The organism is Nocardia brasiliensis ATCC 700358, assembly GCF_000250675.2.
Taxonomy (GTDB): domain Bacteria; phylum Actinomycetota; class Actinomycetes; order Mycobacteriales; family Mycobacteriaceae; genus Nocardia; species Nocardia brasiliensis_B.
Map to the genome: position 1 here is coordinate 2,118,017 of NC_018681.1, position 14,060 is coordinate 2,132,076.

The window sequence follows — 14,060 nt, forward strand, 5'->3', positions numbered from 1 at the left end:
TGGCGTGCGCCGGGGAGGGGCAGGGCACGAAGGCAATTGGGACGAAGAGGTTTTGGCTCCTGCGGCGGATTGCAGGGCTGCGGGCGATGACGTCGGGGTGGTGCGGTCGCCTGGATGGCTGACGGAGCCGGTGGCTCGACGCGGGTGGCGGGATCGGTTGGTGCCGGAGCGGTTTCGGGGGATCCGGGTCGATCCCGGGCGGCGCGGGGTGTGCACGCTGCTGGCGGTCGGTGTGGTGGCGATGGTGGTGGCCGGCGTCGCGATCTTTCGTGAGCGGCCGATCGCGCGACCGGTGCCGCCGCTGCCCGCGGTGCATTCGACCGCTGACGCTGCTGCGCCTGCGCTTCCACCGGGTACCGAAACACAGAGCGCGGCCCGGCCGAAACTCGTCGAGTCCGCCCCGGCCGCAGGTGAACTGGTGGTCAGCGTCGTAGGGCTGGTGCACCGGACCGGGTTGGTGCGATTGCCCACCGGAGCGCGGGTGGCCGACGCCCTCACCGCGGCGGGCGGCCCGCGGGACGGTGCCGACACGACCGGCCTCAACCTGGCCCAGCGACTGTCCGACGGTGATCAGGTGCTCGTCGGCCCGTCCGGCGCCGACCCCGCAGCACCGAAACTCGGCAGCGCGACAATCAGCGCGGGCGGCCGACCCACAGCCTCCGCCCCAGGATCTGCCCAGCCCCCACCCTCGTCGGGCCGGCTAGACCTGAACACCGCCACCGAAGCCCAACTCGACGCCCTCCCCGGCGTCGGCCCCGTCACCGCCAAAGCGATCATCGCCTGGCGCACCACCCACGGCCGCTTCACCGACGTAACCCAACTCGGCGAAGTAGATGGCATCGGCCCAGCCCGCCTCGCCCGCCTCCGTGAACTGGTGCGGGTATGAGGACGGTGGCCTGCGGTGATCCGGGGCGCGACGGCCAGTATCAGCCCGGTGCGGTCTGCCGGGCCCCAAGGGCGGGTGCGGAGATGACGGCCGGCGGTGCGGCCGAGGTGCGCGGCGGTGTCGCGGCGGAGTGGGGGCCGGATGTGCTCGATGCGCGGCTGATTCCTGCGGCGTTGTGTCGTTGGGGCGCCGTGATGGTCGCTCGGTGCGTGCGCGGCTGTCGCATCGCAATCGCCGAGTTCGGTGTGGCGGATAGTGTCGGCCCGGCGCGGCCTACGCGGTGTGGTGCACGGGGGCGGGGATGAGGGCCGGCGGTGCGATCGAGGTGCGGGAGGAGGCGGCGGAGCGAGGGCCGGAGGTGCTCGATGCGCGGTTGGTGCCTGCGGCGTTGTGCTGTTGGGGGGCAACAATTGTGGCGTTGACTGCTGGGTGGGTGGTGGGGGTGTGCGTGGCGATCGCACTGGTTGTGCTGGCGATCGGGTTGTGGGTGTTGCTGCTGTGGGCGATGGCGCATCGGCGGGTGCGGCGGCGGGCGGTGGCGGTGGTGATGCTGGCGGCGGTGTTGCTCGCGGCCGGGTTCGCGGTGGCGGCGGCGTGGCGGGAACATCAGGTGGCGACGCATCCGCTGCGGGCGCTGGCCGGGCATTCGGTGCGGGTGTTGGTGACATCGAGCGATGATCCGAAACCGGTGCGCAGCAACGCGTTCGGTGGGGATCGCTGGGTGCTCAGGGCGAACCTGCGGGAGTACCGGTACGGCGAGCGGACGGTGCAGGCCGGTGGCGCGGTGGTGATTCTGGCTGCCGGTGCGGGCTGGGCGAATCTTTCGCCCGGACAGACGGTGCAGTTCCCGGCGAAAACCGACCTTCCCAGGCAGCGTGACCTCACCGTTGCGACACTGCGGGCAGTGGGAGAACCGCAGCCCGTGGGCGGATTGCCCTGGTGGCAACGGTTGGCTCGGGCTGTGCGTACCGATTTCGCGGCGGCGGTCACCCGCGCATTGCCCGCCGAAGCAGCGGGGTTGCTCCCGGCGCTCGTCGTCGGCGACACCTCGGCATTGTCGGATCAGGTCCGCGAGGACTTCGAAATCGCTGGGCTGGAACATCTTTGCGCCGTCAGCGGCACGAACTTCACGATCCTGCTGGCGGTCGTGTTGGGTGCAGTGCGCGGGCTCACCCTCGGTCCGCGTGCGGCCGCGCTGGTCGCCGGGCTCGTACTGGTGCTGTTCGTGATCGTCGCAAGGCCTGACCCGAGCGTGTTGCGCGCCGGAGCGATGGGATCGATCACCCTGCTCGCGTTGGTGACTGGTCGGCGGAAACAAGCACTTCCGGCGCTGTGCGCGGCGATCATCGGCCTGCTCGCCATATGGCCCGCGCTCGCGGTGTCGATGGGCTTCGGGTTGTCGGCTGCCGCGACCGGCGGACTGATCCTGCTGGCACCGAGTTGGGCGGACTGGCTGCGCGCCCGCGGCTGGTGGCGTCTGCTCGCGGAACTCTGTGCGGTGGCGGCCGCCGCGTTCGTCGTTACGGCGCCGCTCGTCATCGCGATGACCGGAAAGCTCAGCCTCGTCGCGATTCTCGCGAACATGCTCGTCGAACCGGTCATCGCGCCGGTCACCGTGATCGGGGCGGTCGCCGCGGTGCTGGCGTCGGTTTGGTCGCCCCTGGCCGAATTGGTCGTGCACTGCGCGGCACCGCCGCTGTGGTGGCTGCTGTTCGTCGCCGAACACGCGGCCGCGGTGCCGGGCGCGTCCGTCGCGGTGCCCGGCGGCTTGTCCGGCGGGCTGGTCGCCGCAGCGATCATCGTCGCCGGCATCCTCGCGTTGCGTTTCGCGGCCAGCCGAAGGCTGGTGCTGACGGTCGCCGCCGGCGTCGCCGCTGTGCTGATTCCGGTCCGTGTCTGGCATCCCGGCTGGCCCCCGCCCGGTTGGGTACTCGCCGTCTGCGACGTGGGCCAGGGTGACGGGCTCGCACTGTCCACCGGCGCCGACTCCGCAGTGGTGATCGACGTCGGACCCGAACCCCGGCGCATCCGAATGTGCTTGAACCGCTTGGGCGTATCCCGCATCGCCCTCCTCGTACTGACCCACCCCCACGCCGACCACATCGGAGGGCTCGCCGGTGCGCTGGAAGACCGAGCGGTCGCAGCGATCGCGGTCGGTGCGCGGGAACTCGATGGTGTGCGGGAACTCGGCGCTGGGCAGGTACAGGGCGGTGGGCAGGTGCACGGAGGTGGGCAGGTACTCGGCGGTGGGCAGGAACTCGGCGGTGGGCAGGTGCACGGAGGTGGGCAGGTACACGACGGTGCGCGGGAACTCGACGGTGGGTACGAACTCGACGGTAGGCAGAAACTCGATCGTGGGCCCGAACACGATGGCGCGCAGGAACACGATGGTGCGCCGGTCCGTACCCGGCCATCGGAACCAGCTCAGAACGTCGGCACGGAGCCGGACTCACACCAGTCGGATGCTGATATGTGCGAAGCACATGGGGCACAAAAGGAGTCGGCTACACGCTCGGCTGCCGGGGCGGACTCGAACGGCGGTGAACTCGAAGCCGAGCGGTGCCTCCCGGCGGTAGGCGGGTGTGGGCATTCAGGAGACGAACGTAAGGCACCATGCGCGTCCACCGATGGGTGTGCGACCGGTGGCGACCGGTGTCGGCGAACTGATGTACCACCGGCGGCGCGCTCCAACGGCGCGCGAGTCGAGGACCTCACACAGGTGGTGGATACTGCACGGCGCGAACGAATTCCGATGGTAGCGCTTGCCGCCGGGCAAGTGCTGGACATCGGTTCGGTCCGGTTGACGGTGCTCGCACCCGAACCGACGGGCGCACGGCCGACACCCGGCGCCGAAGCCGAGGATGCCAACGACCGGTCGATCGTCCTCGCCGCCGACACCGCGGCCGGACGCATCCTGCTGACAGGTGATATCGAGGCTCCAGCCCAGCAAGCACTGCTACGGCAGGGAACCGCATTGCGCGCCGACATCCTGAAGCTGCCGCACCACGGATCCCGGACGACCACAAAAGACTTCCTCGACGCAGTGCACCCACGCCTGACCTTGATCAGCGTCGGCGTAGAGAACACCTTCGGCCACCCGCACCACGGCATCCTGGCCGAACTCACCACCCTCGGCACCACCGTCCTCCGCACCGACCGCCACGGCGACCTGCTGGTCCTCGGCGGCAACCCACCCAGAACCATGACCTCCCGATAGCGCGGTGAACGGTGAACCTGCGGGGAGGCTGTCGGTGGGTCACCGTAGGATCGCTGCCGTGACCGACCACAACGAGCGTCAGCGAGTGAACCGTAGGCACGGTGCTTCGTCGGGTGGGGCGAAGGTGCGGGCCGGCGGGGCGAAGTCATGAGCACGCCCGCACCGTTGCACCTGGTGCTCGGCGATGAAGAACTGTTGGTCGAACGAGCGATCGGCGCGGTCACCGCGCAGGTGCGGGAGACCGCGCCGGACGCCGACGCCGTGCCGGTCGACCGGATGCGGGCTGGCGACGCGAGCACCGCGGAACTGGCCGAACTGCTGAGTCCGTCGCTGTTCGCCGAGGACCGCGTCATCATCCTGGAGTCGGCGGCCGAGGCGGGCAAGGAAGCCGTCACCGTGATCACCGAAGCCGCGGGCGACCCGCCGCCCGGTGTGGTGCTCGTGGTGCTGCACTCGGGTGGTGGCCGCGCGAAAGCTTTGGTCCCCGCGCTCCAGAAAGCCGGTGCCGTCCAGCACGATTGCGCGAAACTGACCAAGTCTGCCGAGCGGGTGGAGTTCGTCCGGGGCGAGTTCCGCAACGCGGGCGTGCGCGTCGCCGGCGACGTGGTGCAGGCGATGTTGGAGTCCATCGGCTCCGATCTGCGCGAGCTCGCGGCGGCGTGTTCGCAGCTCGTCGCCGACACCGGTGGCAAGATCGATGTCGCCGCCGTCCGCCAGTACTACTCGGGCAAGGCCGAGGTATCCGGGTTCGACGTGGCCGAACTCGCCGTCGCCGGTGACCGTTCCGGTGCGATGGAGGCGTTGCGCTGGGCGAACGATCGCGGCGTCCCGCACGTGCTGCTCGCCGACGCCCTCGCCGATTCGGTGCACACCATCGCCCGCGTCGGCTCCGCGGGCCGCGGCGACCCGTTCAAACTGGCGCAGCAGCTGGGCATGCCGCCGTGGAAGGTCAAAAAGGCGCAGGCGCAAGCCCGCAACTGGACCCCCGCCACCATCGGCTCCGCCCTCCAGGTGGTCGCGACGTTGAACGCCGACGTCAAAGGCGGTGCCGCCGACGCGAGCTATGCCCTCGAACACGCCCTCACCCGCATCCTCGACCTGCACTCCGCAAACTGACCCGCGCGCACTGGAATACGCTGCGGCTCAGCTGAACTCGTAGGAGAACTGAGAGACCCGGAACGACTTGTTCCCCAGACTGCATCGGATGCCGTCGACAGCGCTGGTGCAGGTGAAACCGTCGTAGGTGACCGAGGAACCGTACTCCAGCACGGCACCGCTCCAGCCGATGGTGCCACCGCCGCCACAGTCGAAACCCGCGCCCTCGGCCGCGCTGAGATGGAAGACTTTGCCGTAGTAATGCGAAGTCGGCGTGCCGTCCGGAAAATAGCACCGAGCCGGCCGCTCCGGCGGCGTGTAGTCGTATTTCTGTATTTCGCAGCGGACGTACCCGGCGCCGTTGAACTCTTTCCCGAAGATCGCGCAGGAGATATTGCCGCTGGGGGAGGTGAAAAAGACCGAGTCGTCCGCGTGCGCGGTCCCGGTGAGGGCTGCTGTGGTCAAGCCTGCCGTGCAGGCGGCGGCAGCGAGAAGGCTGACCGTGCGAATCGTCATGCGGGCAGCATGCGCGAAAAGCCTTGGCGTGAACTTAAAGTCGAGTTAAGGCTGAGGCCGTACCCGTGTCGCTCGCTGCCTGGTCGCATCGAGTCCCCGAACGTGATCGGGCACCGTGGACGATCACCGGAAAGCAGACGATCGGCTGCGGACACTGGAGATTGCCCCAGCGCTCGGCGCGTACCAAACATGGATGCCAAATGTGTGCTGCAACACAGTAGGCGGTTGTCGGAACGTAGTGTTCGGTTCGGGTTCGCGTCGCGCCACCCGCTTCGATCCGCAGTGGCCCGTGACGGCGAACTGAGCCGTAACGAGCGTTTTGTCCCGACTTCGCGCCACAGCTGGAAGTGCTGAGCATGCTCTGCCGGGGTCCGCTCGCACGCCCTCGACCAGCGCGTTAGCCGAAATTAGCAAATTGCTGGTTACTGATTTCGTGTCAGACTTGACGGGGTTATGGATGAACACTCGGCACCGGTCCTTCCGGTCGACGAATCCCGGCGGGCTCGTGTGCGGCACTCTCGACGGTCGATTCGGAATGTGCATGAGCGACCGGCTCGCCGGGTCGGGCGGATCGTGCTGAAGGTCGTCATCGGCGGGTTGTCGACGGCGATGCTCGCGGGGACTGCGGTCGGTTGGGCGACGGAGGCCAGGTTCGATCGAGGATTCACCAGATCGGCGGCGCTGGGCGTGGACGCGCCGCATTCGCTCGCCGGGGACATGAATGTTCTGCTGATCGGCCTGGATACCCGAAAAGACCAGGACGGCAACGACTTGCCGACGGAGATCCTCGATCGACTGCACGCGGGCGACGGGGAAGAAGGCGGCTACAACGCCAACACGCTGATCCTGGTACACATCCCTGCGGACCTGAAAAAGATTGTGGCGGTATCGATTCCGCGCGACGACTACGTCTCGGTGTCCGGCATCCCGGGCTACACCAAAGCCAAGATCAAGGAAGCGTACGGCCTGAAGAAGGCCGCGGTGCAGGACCAGTTGATCAACCAGGGGATGACCGACCAGAAAAGCCTGGAGCGGGCGGGCCGGGAAGCGGGCCGGGCGTCGGTCGTGCAGGCGGTGCGCGATCTGACCGGCGTGCCGATCGATCGGTTCGCCGAGGTGACCCTCGCCGGCTTCTACGATCTCGCCGAGACCCTAGACGGCGTCGAGGTGTGCCTGAATCAACCGGTGCGGGACCTCGAGTATTCGGGAGCGGATTTCCCGGCCGGGCGGCAGCGGCTCGATCCGGCGCAGTCGCTCGCCTTCGTGCGCCAACGCCACGGCCTAAAGAACGGCGATCTCGACCGCACCCACCGCCAGCAGGCGTTCCTCACCTCGGTGGCGCTCGATCTGCGCCGCTCGGGCACGTTCACCGACCTGCGCAAACTGAACGCGCTGATGGACGTCGCGCACCGCGACATCGTCCTGTCCGACGGCTGGAACGTCACCGACTTTCTGCGCACCCTCGGCACCGCGGGCAGCCCCGCCGTCGAGTTCCGCACACTTCCGGTGCTGCGCTACGACTCCATCAACGGCCAGGACGTCAACATCGTCGACCCGGCCGCCATCCGCCGCGAGGTCCGGATCGCCTTCGGTGAGCCGGACCCCGCTACCGCTTTGTTCAAATCCGAACCCCCGCTAGGGAGCCCGACTACCACCGAAACCGCCGATCCCGCACCGGATGTCGGCAAACCGGTGCAGGCCGCGATCGCCAGCGACACCATCCCCTGCGTGAACTGAGCCGCGCCCGACGGCTCGGCTCACACGCGGGCTTGAACTTTCAGATCGCCGGACACCACATTCCGGGTCATCGTCCGGGCCAGCATGTCGTGCGGGAACCCGAGTTCGATCGCGCTGACCTGTTCCAGGCGGGCCAGCTGTCCGGCGTCGAACTCGACGTCGAGCGCGCCGAGGTTGTCCTCCAGCTGGGCGGCGGTCCGCGCGCCGATGATCGGCGCGGTCACCCCGGGGTTGCGCAGCGTCCACGCCAGCGCGACCTGCGCGGGCGACCTGCCGAGCTCGCCGGCCACGTCCTTGACCACGTCGGCGATGTCGAGCGTCCGTTCGGTGAGCGAACCCTGTGCGGCCGCAACGTTTTTGCGGCTGCCCTCCGGTGAGCTCTCGGCGTCGTGTGCGAGGTCGGCCCGGCTGTACTTGCCGGTGAGCACGCCGCTGGCGAGCGGTGACCAGGGGATGACGCCGAGCCCCAGCTCCCGTGCCATCGGGATGAGGTCGCGTTCGACAGTCCGCTCGGCCAGGTTGTATTCGATCTGCAGGGCGATGAGCGGCGACCACCCGCGCAGGTCGGCGATCGTCTGCATGCGTGCGACCTGCCAGGCGGGCGCATCCGAGATACCGACGTAGAGCACCTTGCCCGCCCGCACGAGATCGTCCATGCCGCGCAGGATTTCGTCGACCGGCGTGTGGAAGTCCCAGGCGTGCAAGTAGAGCAGATCGATGTAGTCGGTGTTCAGCTTGCGCAGGCTCGCTTCGACCGAGGCGAACATGCTCTTGCGGTGGTTCCCACCGGAATTGGGGTCGCCCGCTCGTCGCAGCATGGTGTATTTCGTTGCCAGCACCAGGCTTTCACGGTTGTTCGCGGTGAATTCGCCGAGCAGTTGCTCGGAGGTGCCGTTGGTGTACATGCTCGCGGTATCGATGAAGTTTCCCCCGCGGTCGACATAGGTGTCGAAGATCTTGCGTGCCTCGTCCTGGTCGGCGCCCCAACCCCAATCGGCGCCGAAGGTCATCGTGCCCAGCGACAGCGGAGACACCCGAAGGCCCGAACGGCCGAGCAGCCGATAGGTATCGAGGGTGCGTGCTCCGGACATGTCCAGCTCCTTTTGTCGGTGCTTCGTACTGATGAAAGCCAGTCTGGAACGGAGCAACAGCAACGGTAAGGGAAGGTTTTTCCTGGGAAGGCCAGTCCTACTCAGCCGTACTATCAAGGACGATGACTGGAACGGTGAACGCGGATCGAACCCATGAGCTGGCCGCCTTCCTGCGGGATCGGCGCGAGCGACTCGCCCCGGGCGACCTCGGCCTACCGCAGCGCAAGCAGGCCCGGCGCACGCCGGGGCTGCGCCGTGAGGAGGTCGCTGAGCTGGCCGGGGTGAGCACCGACTACATCGTCCGGCTGGAGCAGGCCCGTGGCCTGCGTCCCTCGCCGGAGGTGCTGGACGCCCTCGCGCAGGCGCTGCGGCTGAACGCCGACGAGCGTGCCTACCTGTTCGATCTGGCGCAGCAGCGGCAGCCGAACGCGGGCAAGCCGAGCACGGTGCCCGCACCTGCGCTGGCCATGCTGGTGGCCGATCTCTCGCCGCTGCCCGCGATGCTGATCAACCATCGCTACGACATCCTGGCCTGGAATCCGGAGATGGCACGGCTGATCATCGACTTCGACACGCTGCCTGCCCGGCATCGCAACACCATGTGGCTGTGCCTGATGGAACCGAGCATGCGGGACTTCTACGTGGAGCGGGAGCGGATCATCCGGGAGGGGATCGCGGATCTGCGGGCCGCCTGGGCGGCCCATCCTGACGACCAGGCGCTCGGCGATCTGATCGGGGAGTTCATCGCGCACAGTAGTGAGTTCGAGGCCGCGTGGGCCAGGCACGACGTCCGGGTGCAGGGCCGCGGCGCCAAACCGCTGCGGCACCCGATCGTCGGTCGGTTGGTGGTCAATTTCGAGGTGTTGATGCCGGTGCAGGATCCGGACCAGCGCATCGTCATCTATCGCGCGGCGGACGAGGATTCTCAGGCAGCGCTGGATCGGCTGGCCGCCGATCCCGCACCGGGCACCGGGGTCATTCGACCGAGCTGAGCACTAGCTCCTCGCCCTCGTCCACCTCGTCGTCGTAGCGGCCGTCCCACTCCTCGTAGGCCGGCACTTCCTCGTCCCTGGTGACTACCCACTCCAGCGAGTAGTTGCCCTCGTCGTCGATGGGCACCATCACGTTCTCGATCTTCACCCCGAAGCCGAGCACCTCGGCTGCCCGGATCACATCCGGCAGATCCTCGGCACGGACCACGGTCTGATTGGCGTACACGGTAACCATGCGCCGAATGGTAGCTGGAACCACTGACAAGCTGTGGGCCGATCCGAAATCCCCGCAGATGAACAGTTCGCGCCGACCGGCCCGGCTGTGCGCACGACAAAACCGCCGCCGCGGGCACGACAAAAACCGCCGTGGTCATCCAGGCCACGGCGGCTGCGTCAGTATATGTGGTACCGGAATCGGTACCGGTGGATCAGAGCTTGTTCAGTGCGAGCGCGAGCGCCGACTTCTTGTTGGCGGCCTGGTTGGCGTGGATGACGCCCTTCGAGGCGGCCTTGTCGAGCTTGCGGCTCGCGAACTGGAGCTGCGCGGCGGCCTTCTCTTTGTCGCCGGCCGCAGCGGCCTCCCGGAAGCTGCGGATCGCGGTGCGCAGCGCCGACTTGACCGACTGGTTGCGCTTGCGCGCTTCCTCGTTGGTACGGATCCGCTTCAACTGGGACTTGATGTTGGCCACGCCTGTTTCCTCGTGTTCCTGTCGCTGAGTGATGTGCCTGGGAAAGTTCCTACGCGTGCGTCGCACCCTGGGTAAATGGGTAACGCAACGCCGAAGGTCGAGGGTACCAGCCGCCGTCCGGCGCACGAAATCGGCACCGGTCGCGGCAGTGAAACATGCCGACCGGTCGCATGCGGAAATGTGTCGATTGACCGGAAGGTCACGAGTGATGCAAGAAATTTACCTGTGTCTCACACAGCATTGCCGCTGCGTGTAGCACGATTTTTGCATGACTCCCGCCTCTCCGCCACGTTCGGCGCGACCCGCCGCGTCCGAACCGGTCGGTATGAACGGGCGGGCTGCCGGCAACGGCAAGGTCGCCTCCGCCGGGTTATTCGAGGGTTATCGCCCCGGTCGCTACGCCGCCGCGTTCGACGAGATGTTCGACGGCTCGGGACGCGTCCGCCAGCCCTACCGAGGGCTGTTCGCCGCTCTCGATCCGATCGATGTGTCCGATCTGGCGGCCCGCTCGGCCGCCCTGGACCGGGCCTTCATCGACCAGGGCATCACCTTCTCGCTGTCCGGCCAGGAACGGCCGTTCCCGCTGGATCTGGTGCCGCGCGTGATCGCGGCGGCCGAGTGGGCGAAGCTCGAGCGCGGCATCAAACAGCGGGTCGTCGCACTCGAACTGTTTCTCGCCGACGTCTACGGCGAACAGAACATCCTGCGCGACGAGGTGATCCCGAAACGACTCGTCACTTCCTGCCAGCACTTCCATCGCGAAGCGGCCGGCCTGATCCCGCCGAACGGGGTGCGCATCCATGTGGCGGGCATCGACCTCATCCGCGACGAGCGCGGCGATTTCCGGGTGCTGGAAGACAATCTGCGTTCGCCGTCCGGGGTTTCGTACGTCATGGAGAACCGGCGCACCATGGCGCGGGTCTTCCCGGATCTGTTCTCGTCGCATCGGGTGCGTGCGGTCGGCGATTATCCGGGGCATCTGCTCGCGGCGCTGCGGGCCTCCGCCGCACCGAACGAGGCCGATCCGACCGTGGTGGTGCTGACGCCCGGGGTGTACAACTCGGCGTACTTCGAGCACTCCCTGCTGGCCCGGCAGATGGGCGTGGAACTGGTCGAGGGACGCGACCTGTTCTGCCGCGACAACGTCGTCTACATGCGCACCACGGCCGGGGAGCGCCAGGTCGACGTGATCTACCGGCGAATCGACGACACCTTCCTCGATCCCATGCATTTCCGGCCGGATTCGGTGCTCGGCGTCGCGGGGCTGCTCAACGCCGCGCGGGCGGGCAATGTCGTCATCTCCAGCGCGGTGGGCAACGGGGTCGGCGACGACAAGCTGATCTACGCCTACGTGCCGACGATCATCGAGTACTACCTCAACGAGAAGCCGGTGCTGCCCAACGTCGACACCTACCGCTGCTGGCTCGACGACGAGTGCGACGAGGTGCTCGACCGGATCGCGGAGCTGGTGGTCAAGCCGGTCGAGGGCTCGGGCGGCTACGGCATCGTGATCGGGCCCGACGCCACCCCGCGGGAACTGGAGGCCTCGCGCAGACGGATCAAGGCGGACCCGCGCGGCTGGGTGGCGCAGCCGGTGGTGCAGTTGTCCACCGTGCCGACCAAGATCGGCAACGAATTGGTGCCGCGACACGTGGACCTGCGTCCCTTCGCGGTCAACGACGGCGACGAGGTGTGGGTGTTGCCGGGTGGGCTCACCCGGGTGGCGCTGCCCGATGGCTCGCTGGTGGTCAATTCGAGTCAGGGCGGCGGCAGCAAGGACACCTGGGTGCTGTCCGGACGGGACTCGCTGGCGGATCGGGAACTCGCGGGCGCGGAACTGGTCAGCGATCCGCCGCAATCGGATTCGCGCGAAGTGGGCCGCGACCTGACGGCCGCGCAGGCGAATCAGCAACAGCAGCAACAACAACAGGAGCAGCGGCAATCGCGACGTGGGCAGTCGCAACGTCAGTGGCAAGGGACGGTGAGCCGCTGATGCTGGCACGCAACGCGGAATCCCTGTACTGGATCGGACGGTACGTCGAGCGCGCCGACGACACCGCGCGCATCCTCGACGTCGCGGTACACCAGTTGCTCGAAGACGCGACCGTCGACCCGGACCGCACGTCGCGAGTGCTGCTGCGGGTGCTCGGCATCGAGCCGCCGGACGGCACGCTGGACGTCTGGTCGGTCACCGACCTGGTCGCCTTCAGCCACGACGGTGGCTCGATCATCGACTCGATCGCCAACGCCCGCGAGAACGCCAGGGGCGCAAGAGAAGTCACCTCCAGTGAGATGTGGGAGTGCCTGAACGCCACCTACATCGGACTGGCCGTCGCGGAGAAGGCGGCGCGCAGTCTCGGGCCGCACGAGTTCTTCCACTACGTGCAGGACCGCGCCGCCATGTTCGCCGGGCTGTCCGACTCCACGCTCAGCCGCGACGACGGCTACCGATTCCTGCTGCTGGGCCGCTCCATCGAACGGGTGGACATGACTGTGCGCCTGCTGCTTTCCCGCGCGGGCGACCGCACCTCCTCACCGGCCTGGGTGACCGTCCTGCGTTCGGCGGGTGCGCACGACACCTATCTGCGCACGCACCGCGGCGCGCTGGATGCCAACCTCGTGGCCGAATTCATCCTGCTGGACCGGCTTTTCCCGCGTTCGGTGTTCCATTCGGTGCGGGTGGCCGAAGCCTGCCTCGCGGAACTGGACCAGCGGCCGAGTAGTCGCGTCGGTGCCAGGCACGAGGCGCAGCGACTACTCGGCCGGGCGCGTAGCGAGCTCGAATTCCTGCCGCCCGGTGTGCTTTTGGAGGATTTGCAGAACCGGCTGCTGTCGCTGCAGAAGACCTGCCGGGAAGTGAGTGAAGCGATCGCATTGCAGTACTTCCATGCGGCCCCGTGGGTGGCGTGGACCGATCTGCGTAGCAGTCGAGACGACAATATGCAGGTCGAGGGGGAGCTATGAGCTGGCGAATTCGGGTGGTGCACACCACCGGTTACGTCTACGACGCGCCCGTCACGCGCTCGTTCAACGAAGCCAGGCTGACGCCGCGCGCCGACAGCAGGCAGAACGTCATCCTCAACCGGGTGGAAACCGTGCCCTCCACCCGCTCCTATCGCTACACCGACTACTGGGGCACCGCGGTCACCGCGTTCGACCTGCACGCTCCGCATACCGAATTGGAGGTCACCGGCTCCTCGGTGGTGGAGACCGAGCCGTTCGCCGGACCGGCTGAGGAACTGGACTGGGACGAGTTGCGCGCCGGGCACATCGCCGACCGCTTCGACGAAATGCTGGCGCCCACCGTGTTCGTGCCGGCCGACCGCAAGCTGGCAGGCATCGCCCGCCAGTTGGCCAAGGGACTGCCGCCCGCGAAAGCCGTTGTGCGCGCGGCGGAATGGGTGCATCGAGAGATGACCTATCTCGCGGGCACCACGTCCGTGCACACGTCCGCGGTACAGGCGTTCACGGATCGGCAAGGGGTCTGCCAGGATTACGCGCACCTGACCCTGGTGCTGTTGCGCAGCATGGGCATTCCCAGCCGCTACGTCTCCGGTTATCTGCACCCGGACCCGGCCGCCGAGATCGGCGTGACGGTGGAGGGACAGTCGCACGCCTGGATCGAAGCCTGGACCGGGATGTGGTGGGGCTACGACCCGACCAACAACATCGCGATCAGTGAGCAGCACATCTCGGTCGGCGTCGGCCGCGATTACGCGGATGTGCCCCCGCTGAAAGGCATCTTCTCCGGCGGTGGCTCCACGGATCTCGAGGTCGTTGTAGAGATCACTCGTCTCGCGTAGCGTCCGGGTAACACCGTTGATCTTGAACGGCTCT

The 14,060-nt window shown here is 67.7% G+C and carries 11 protein-coding genes and 1 pseudogene; 8 read left to right on the forward strand and 4 right to left on the reverse strand.

Annotated elements, in window-relative coordinates; all coding sequences use genetic code 11:
• Nucleotides 1-118 precede the first annotated feature (118 nt).
• The 3 genes from O3I_RS44450 to holA all read left to right on the forward strand — a co-directional run bounded on the left by O3I_RS44450 (nucleotide 119) and on the right by holA (nucleotide 5,219).
• Entirely contained in the window at nucleotides 119-886 is a 768-nt protein-coding gene (locus tag O3I_RS44450; protein ID WP_424769578.1) for a helix-hairpin-helix domain-containing protein, read from the forward strand.
• 418 nt (nucleotides 887-1,304) lie between these two features.
• Entirely contained in the window at nucleotides 1,305-4,103 is a 2,799-nt protein-coding gene (locus O3I_RS45890; protein WP_193364893.1) for a ComEC/Rec2 family competence protein, read from the forward strand.
• A 147-nt stretch (nucleotides 4,104-4,250) separates the two neighbouring features.
• A complete protein-coding gene (holA, locus tag O3I_RS09430; protein ID WP_014982678.1) occupies nucleotides 4,251-5,219 on the forward strand; it encodes a DNA polymerase III subunit delta in 969 nt (322 codons plus the stop codon).
• Between the two features lie 27 nt (nucleotides 5,220-5,246).
• Here the strand turns inward: holA and O3I_RS42510 are convergent, their stop codons facing one another.
• Nucleotides 5,247-5,714 (reverse strand): DUF6636 domain-containing protein, encoded by a 468-nt coding sequence (locus tag O3I_RS42510; protein ID WP_014982679.1) that lies wholly within the window; start codon nucleotides 5,712-5,714, stop codon nucleotides 5,247-5,249.
• 453 nt (nucleotides 5,715-6,167) lie between these two features.
• On the opposite strand from O3I_RS42510, the pseudogene O3I_RS09440 reads away from it, so the two are divergent.
• Nucleotides 6,168-7,277, forward strand: a pseudogene (locus O3I_RS09440) (LCP family protein); the annotation flags it as partial.
• Between the two features lie 194 nt (nucleotides 7,278-7,471).
• On the opposite strand, the gene O3I_RS09445 reads toward O3I_RS09440, so the two are convergent.
• Entirely contained in the window at nucleotides 7,472-8,542 is a 1,071-nt protein-coding gene (locus O3I_RS09445; protein ID WP_014982681.1) for an aldo/keto reductase, read from the reverse strand.
• A gap of 122 nt (nucleotides 8,543-8,664) precedes the next feature.
• Here O3I_RS09445 and O3I_RS09450 point away from each other — a divergent pair, with 122 nt between their 5' ends.
• Nucleotides 8,665-9,534 carry a helix-turn-helix transcriptional regulator gene (locus tag O3I_RS09450; RefSeq protein WP_041562509.1) on the forward strand — a complete coding sequence of 290 codons (870 nt, stop codon included), beginning with the start codon at nucleotides 8,665-8,667 and terminating at the stop codon, nucleotides 9,532-9,534.
• Here the strand turns inward: O3I_RS09450 and O3I_RS09455 are convergent.
• Together O3I_RS09455 and rpsT are read right to left on the reverse strand one after the other, a co-directional pair.
• Nucleotides 9,518-9,769 (reverse strand): hypothetical protein, encoded by a 252-nt coding sequence (locus tag O3I_RS09455; protein ID WP_029902415.1) that lies wholly within the window; start codon nucleotides 9,767-9,769, stop codon nucleotides 9,518-9,520. The genes O3I_RS09450 and O3I_RS09455 overlap by 17 nt on opposite strands.
• A 193-nt stretch (nucleotides 9,770-9,962) precedes the next feature.
• Nucleotides 9,963-10,223, reverse strand: a complete 261-nt coding sequence (rpsT, locus tag O3I_RS09460) for a 30S ribosomal protein S20 (RefSeq protein WP_014982684.1) — start codon at nucleotides 10,221-10,223, stop codon at nucleotides 9,963-9,965.
• Nucleotides 10,224-10,548: 325 nt separating this feature from the next.
• On the opposite strand from rpsT, the gene O3I_RS09465 reads away from it, so the two are divergent.
• From O3I_RS09465 to O3I_RS09475, 3 genes are read left to right on the forward strand one after another with little or no spacing between them, the layout of a single operon-like run.
• The gene (locus O3I_RS09465; RefSeq protein WP_014982685.1) at nucleotides 10,549-12,216 is read left to right on the forward strand and encodes a circularly permuted type 2 ATP-grasp protein; all 1,668 of its coding nucleotides are present in this window, start codon (nucleotides 10,549-10,551) and stop codon (nucleotides 12,214-12,216) included.
• A complete protein-coding gene (locus O3I_RS09470; protein WP_014982686.1) occupies nucleotides 12,216-13,187 on the forward strand; it encodes an alpha-E domain-containing protein in 972 nt (323 codons plus the stop codon). The genes O3I_RS09465 and O3I_RS09470 overlap by 1 nt, the downstream gene beginning before the upstream one ends.
• Nucleotides 13,184-14,026: a transglutaminase family protein gene (locus O3I_RS09475; RefSeq protein ID WP_014982687.1), complete on the forward strand. Its 843-nt coding sequence runs from the start codon at nucleotides 13,184-13,186 to the stop codon at nucleotides 14,024-14,026. Before O3I_RS09470 ends, O3I_RS09475 begins: the two co-directional genes overlap by 4 nt.
• Nucleotides 14,027-14,060: the final 34 nt, after the last annotated feature.

Coding starts and splice junctions, on each gene's coding strand:
- holA (WP_014982678.1), top strand. CDS start 4,251: ATGAGCACGCCCGCACCGTTGCACCTGGTGCTCGGCGATGAAGAACTG.
- O3I_RS42510 (WP_014982679.1), bottom strand. CDS start 5,714: ATGACGATTCGCACGGTCAGCCTTCTCGCTGCCGCCGCCTGCACGGCA.
- O3I_RS09445 (WP_014982681.1), bottom strand. CDS start 8,542: ATGTCCGGAGCACGCACCCTCGATACCTATCGGCTGCTCGGCCGTTCG.
- O3I_RS09450 (WP_041562509.1), top strand. CDS start 8,665: ATGACTGGAACGGTGAACGCGGATCGAACCCATGAGCTGGCCGCCTTC.
- O3I_RS09455 (WP_029902415.1), bottom strand. CDS start 9,769: ATGGTTACCGTGTACGCCAATCAGACCGTGGTCCGTGCCGAGGATCTG.
- O3I_RS09465 (WP_014982685.1), top strand. CDS start 10,549: ATGAACGGGCGGGCTGCCGGCAACGGCAAGGTCGCCTCCGCCGGGTTA.
- O3I_RS09470 (WP_014982686.1), top strand. CDS start 12,216: ATGCTGGCACGCAACGCGGAATCCCTGTACTGGATCGGACGGTACGTC.
- O3I_RS09475 (WP_014982687.1), top strand. CDS start 13,184: ATGAGCTGGCGAATTCGGGTGGTGCACACCACCGGTTACGTCTACGAC.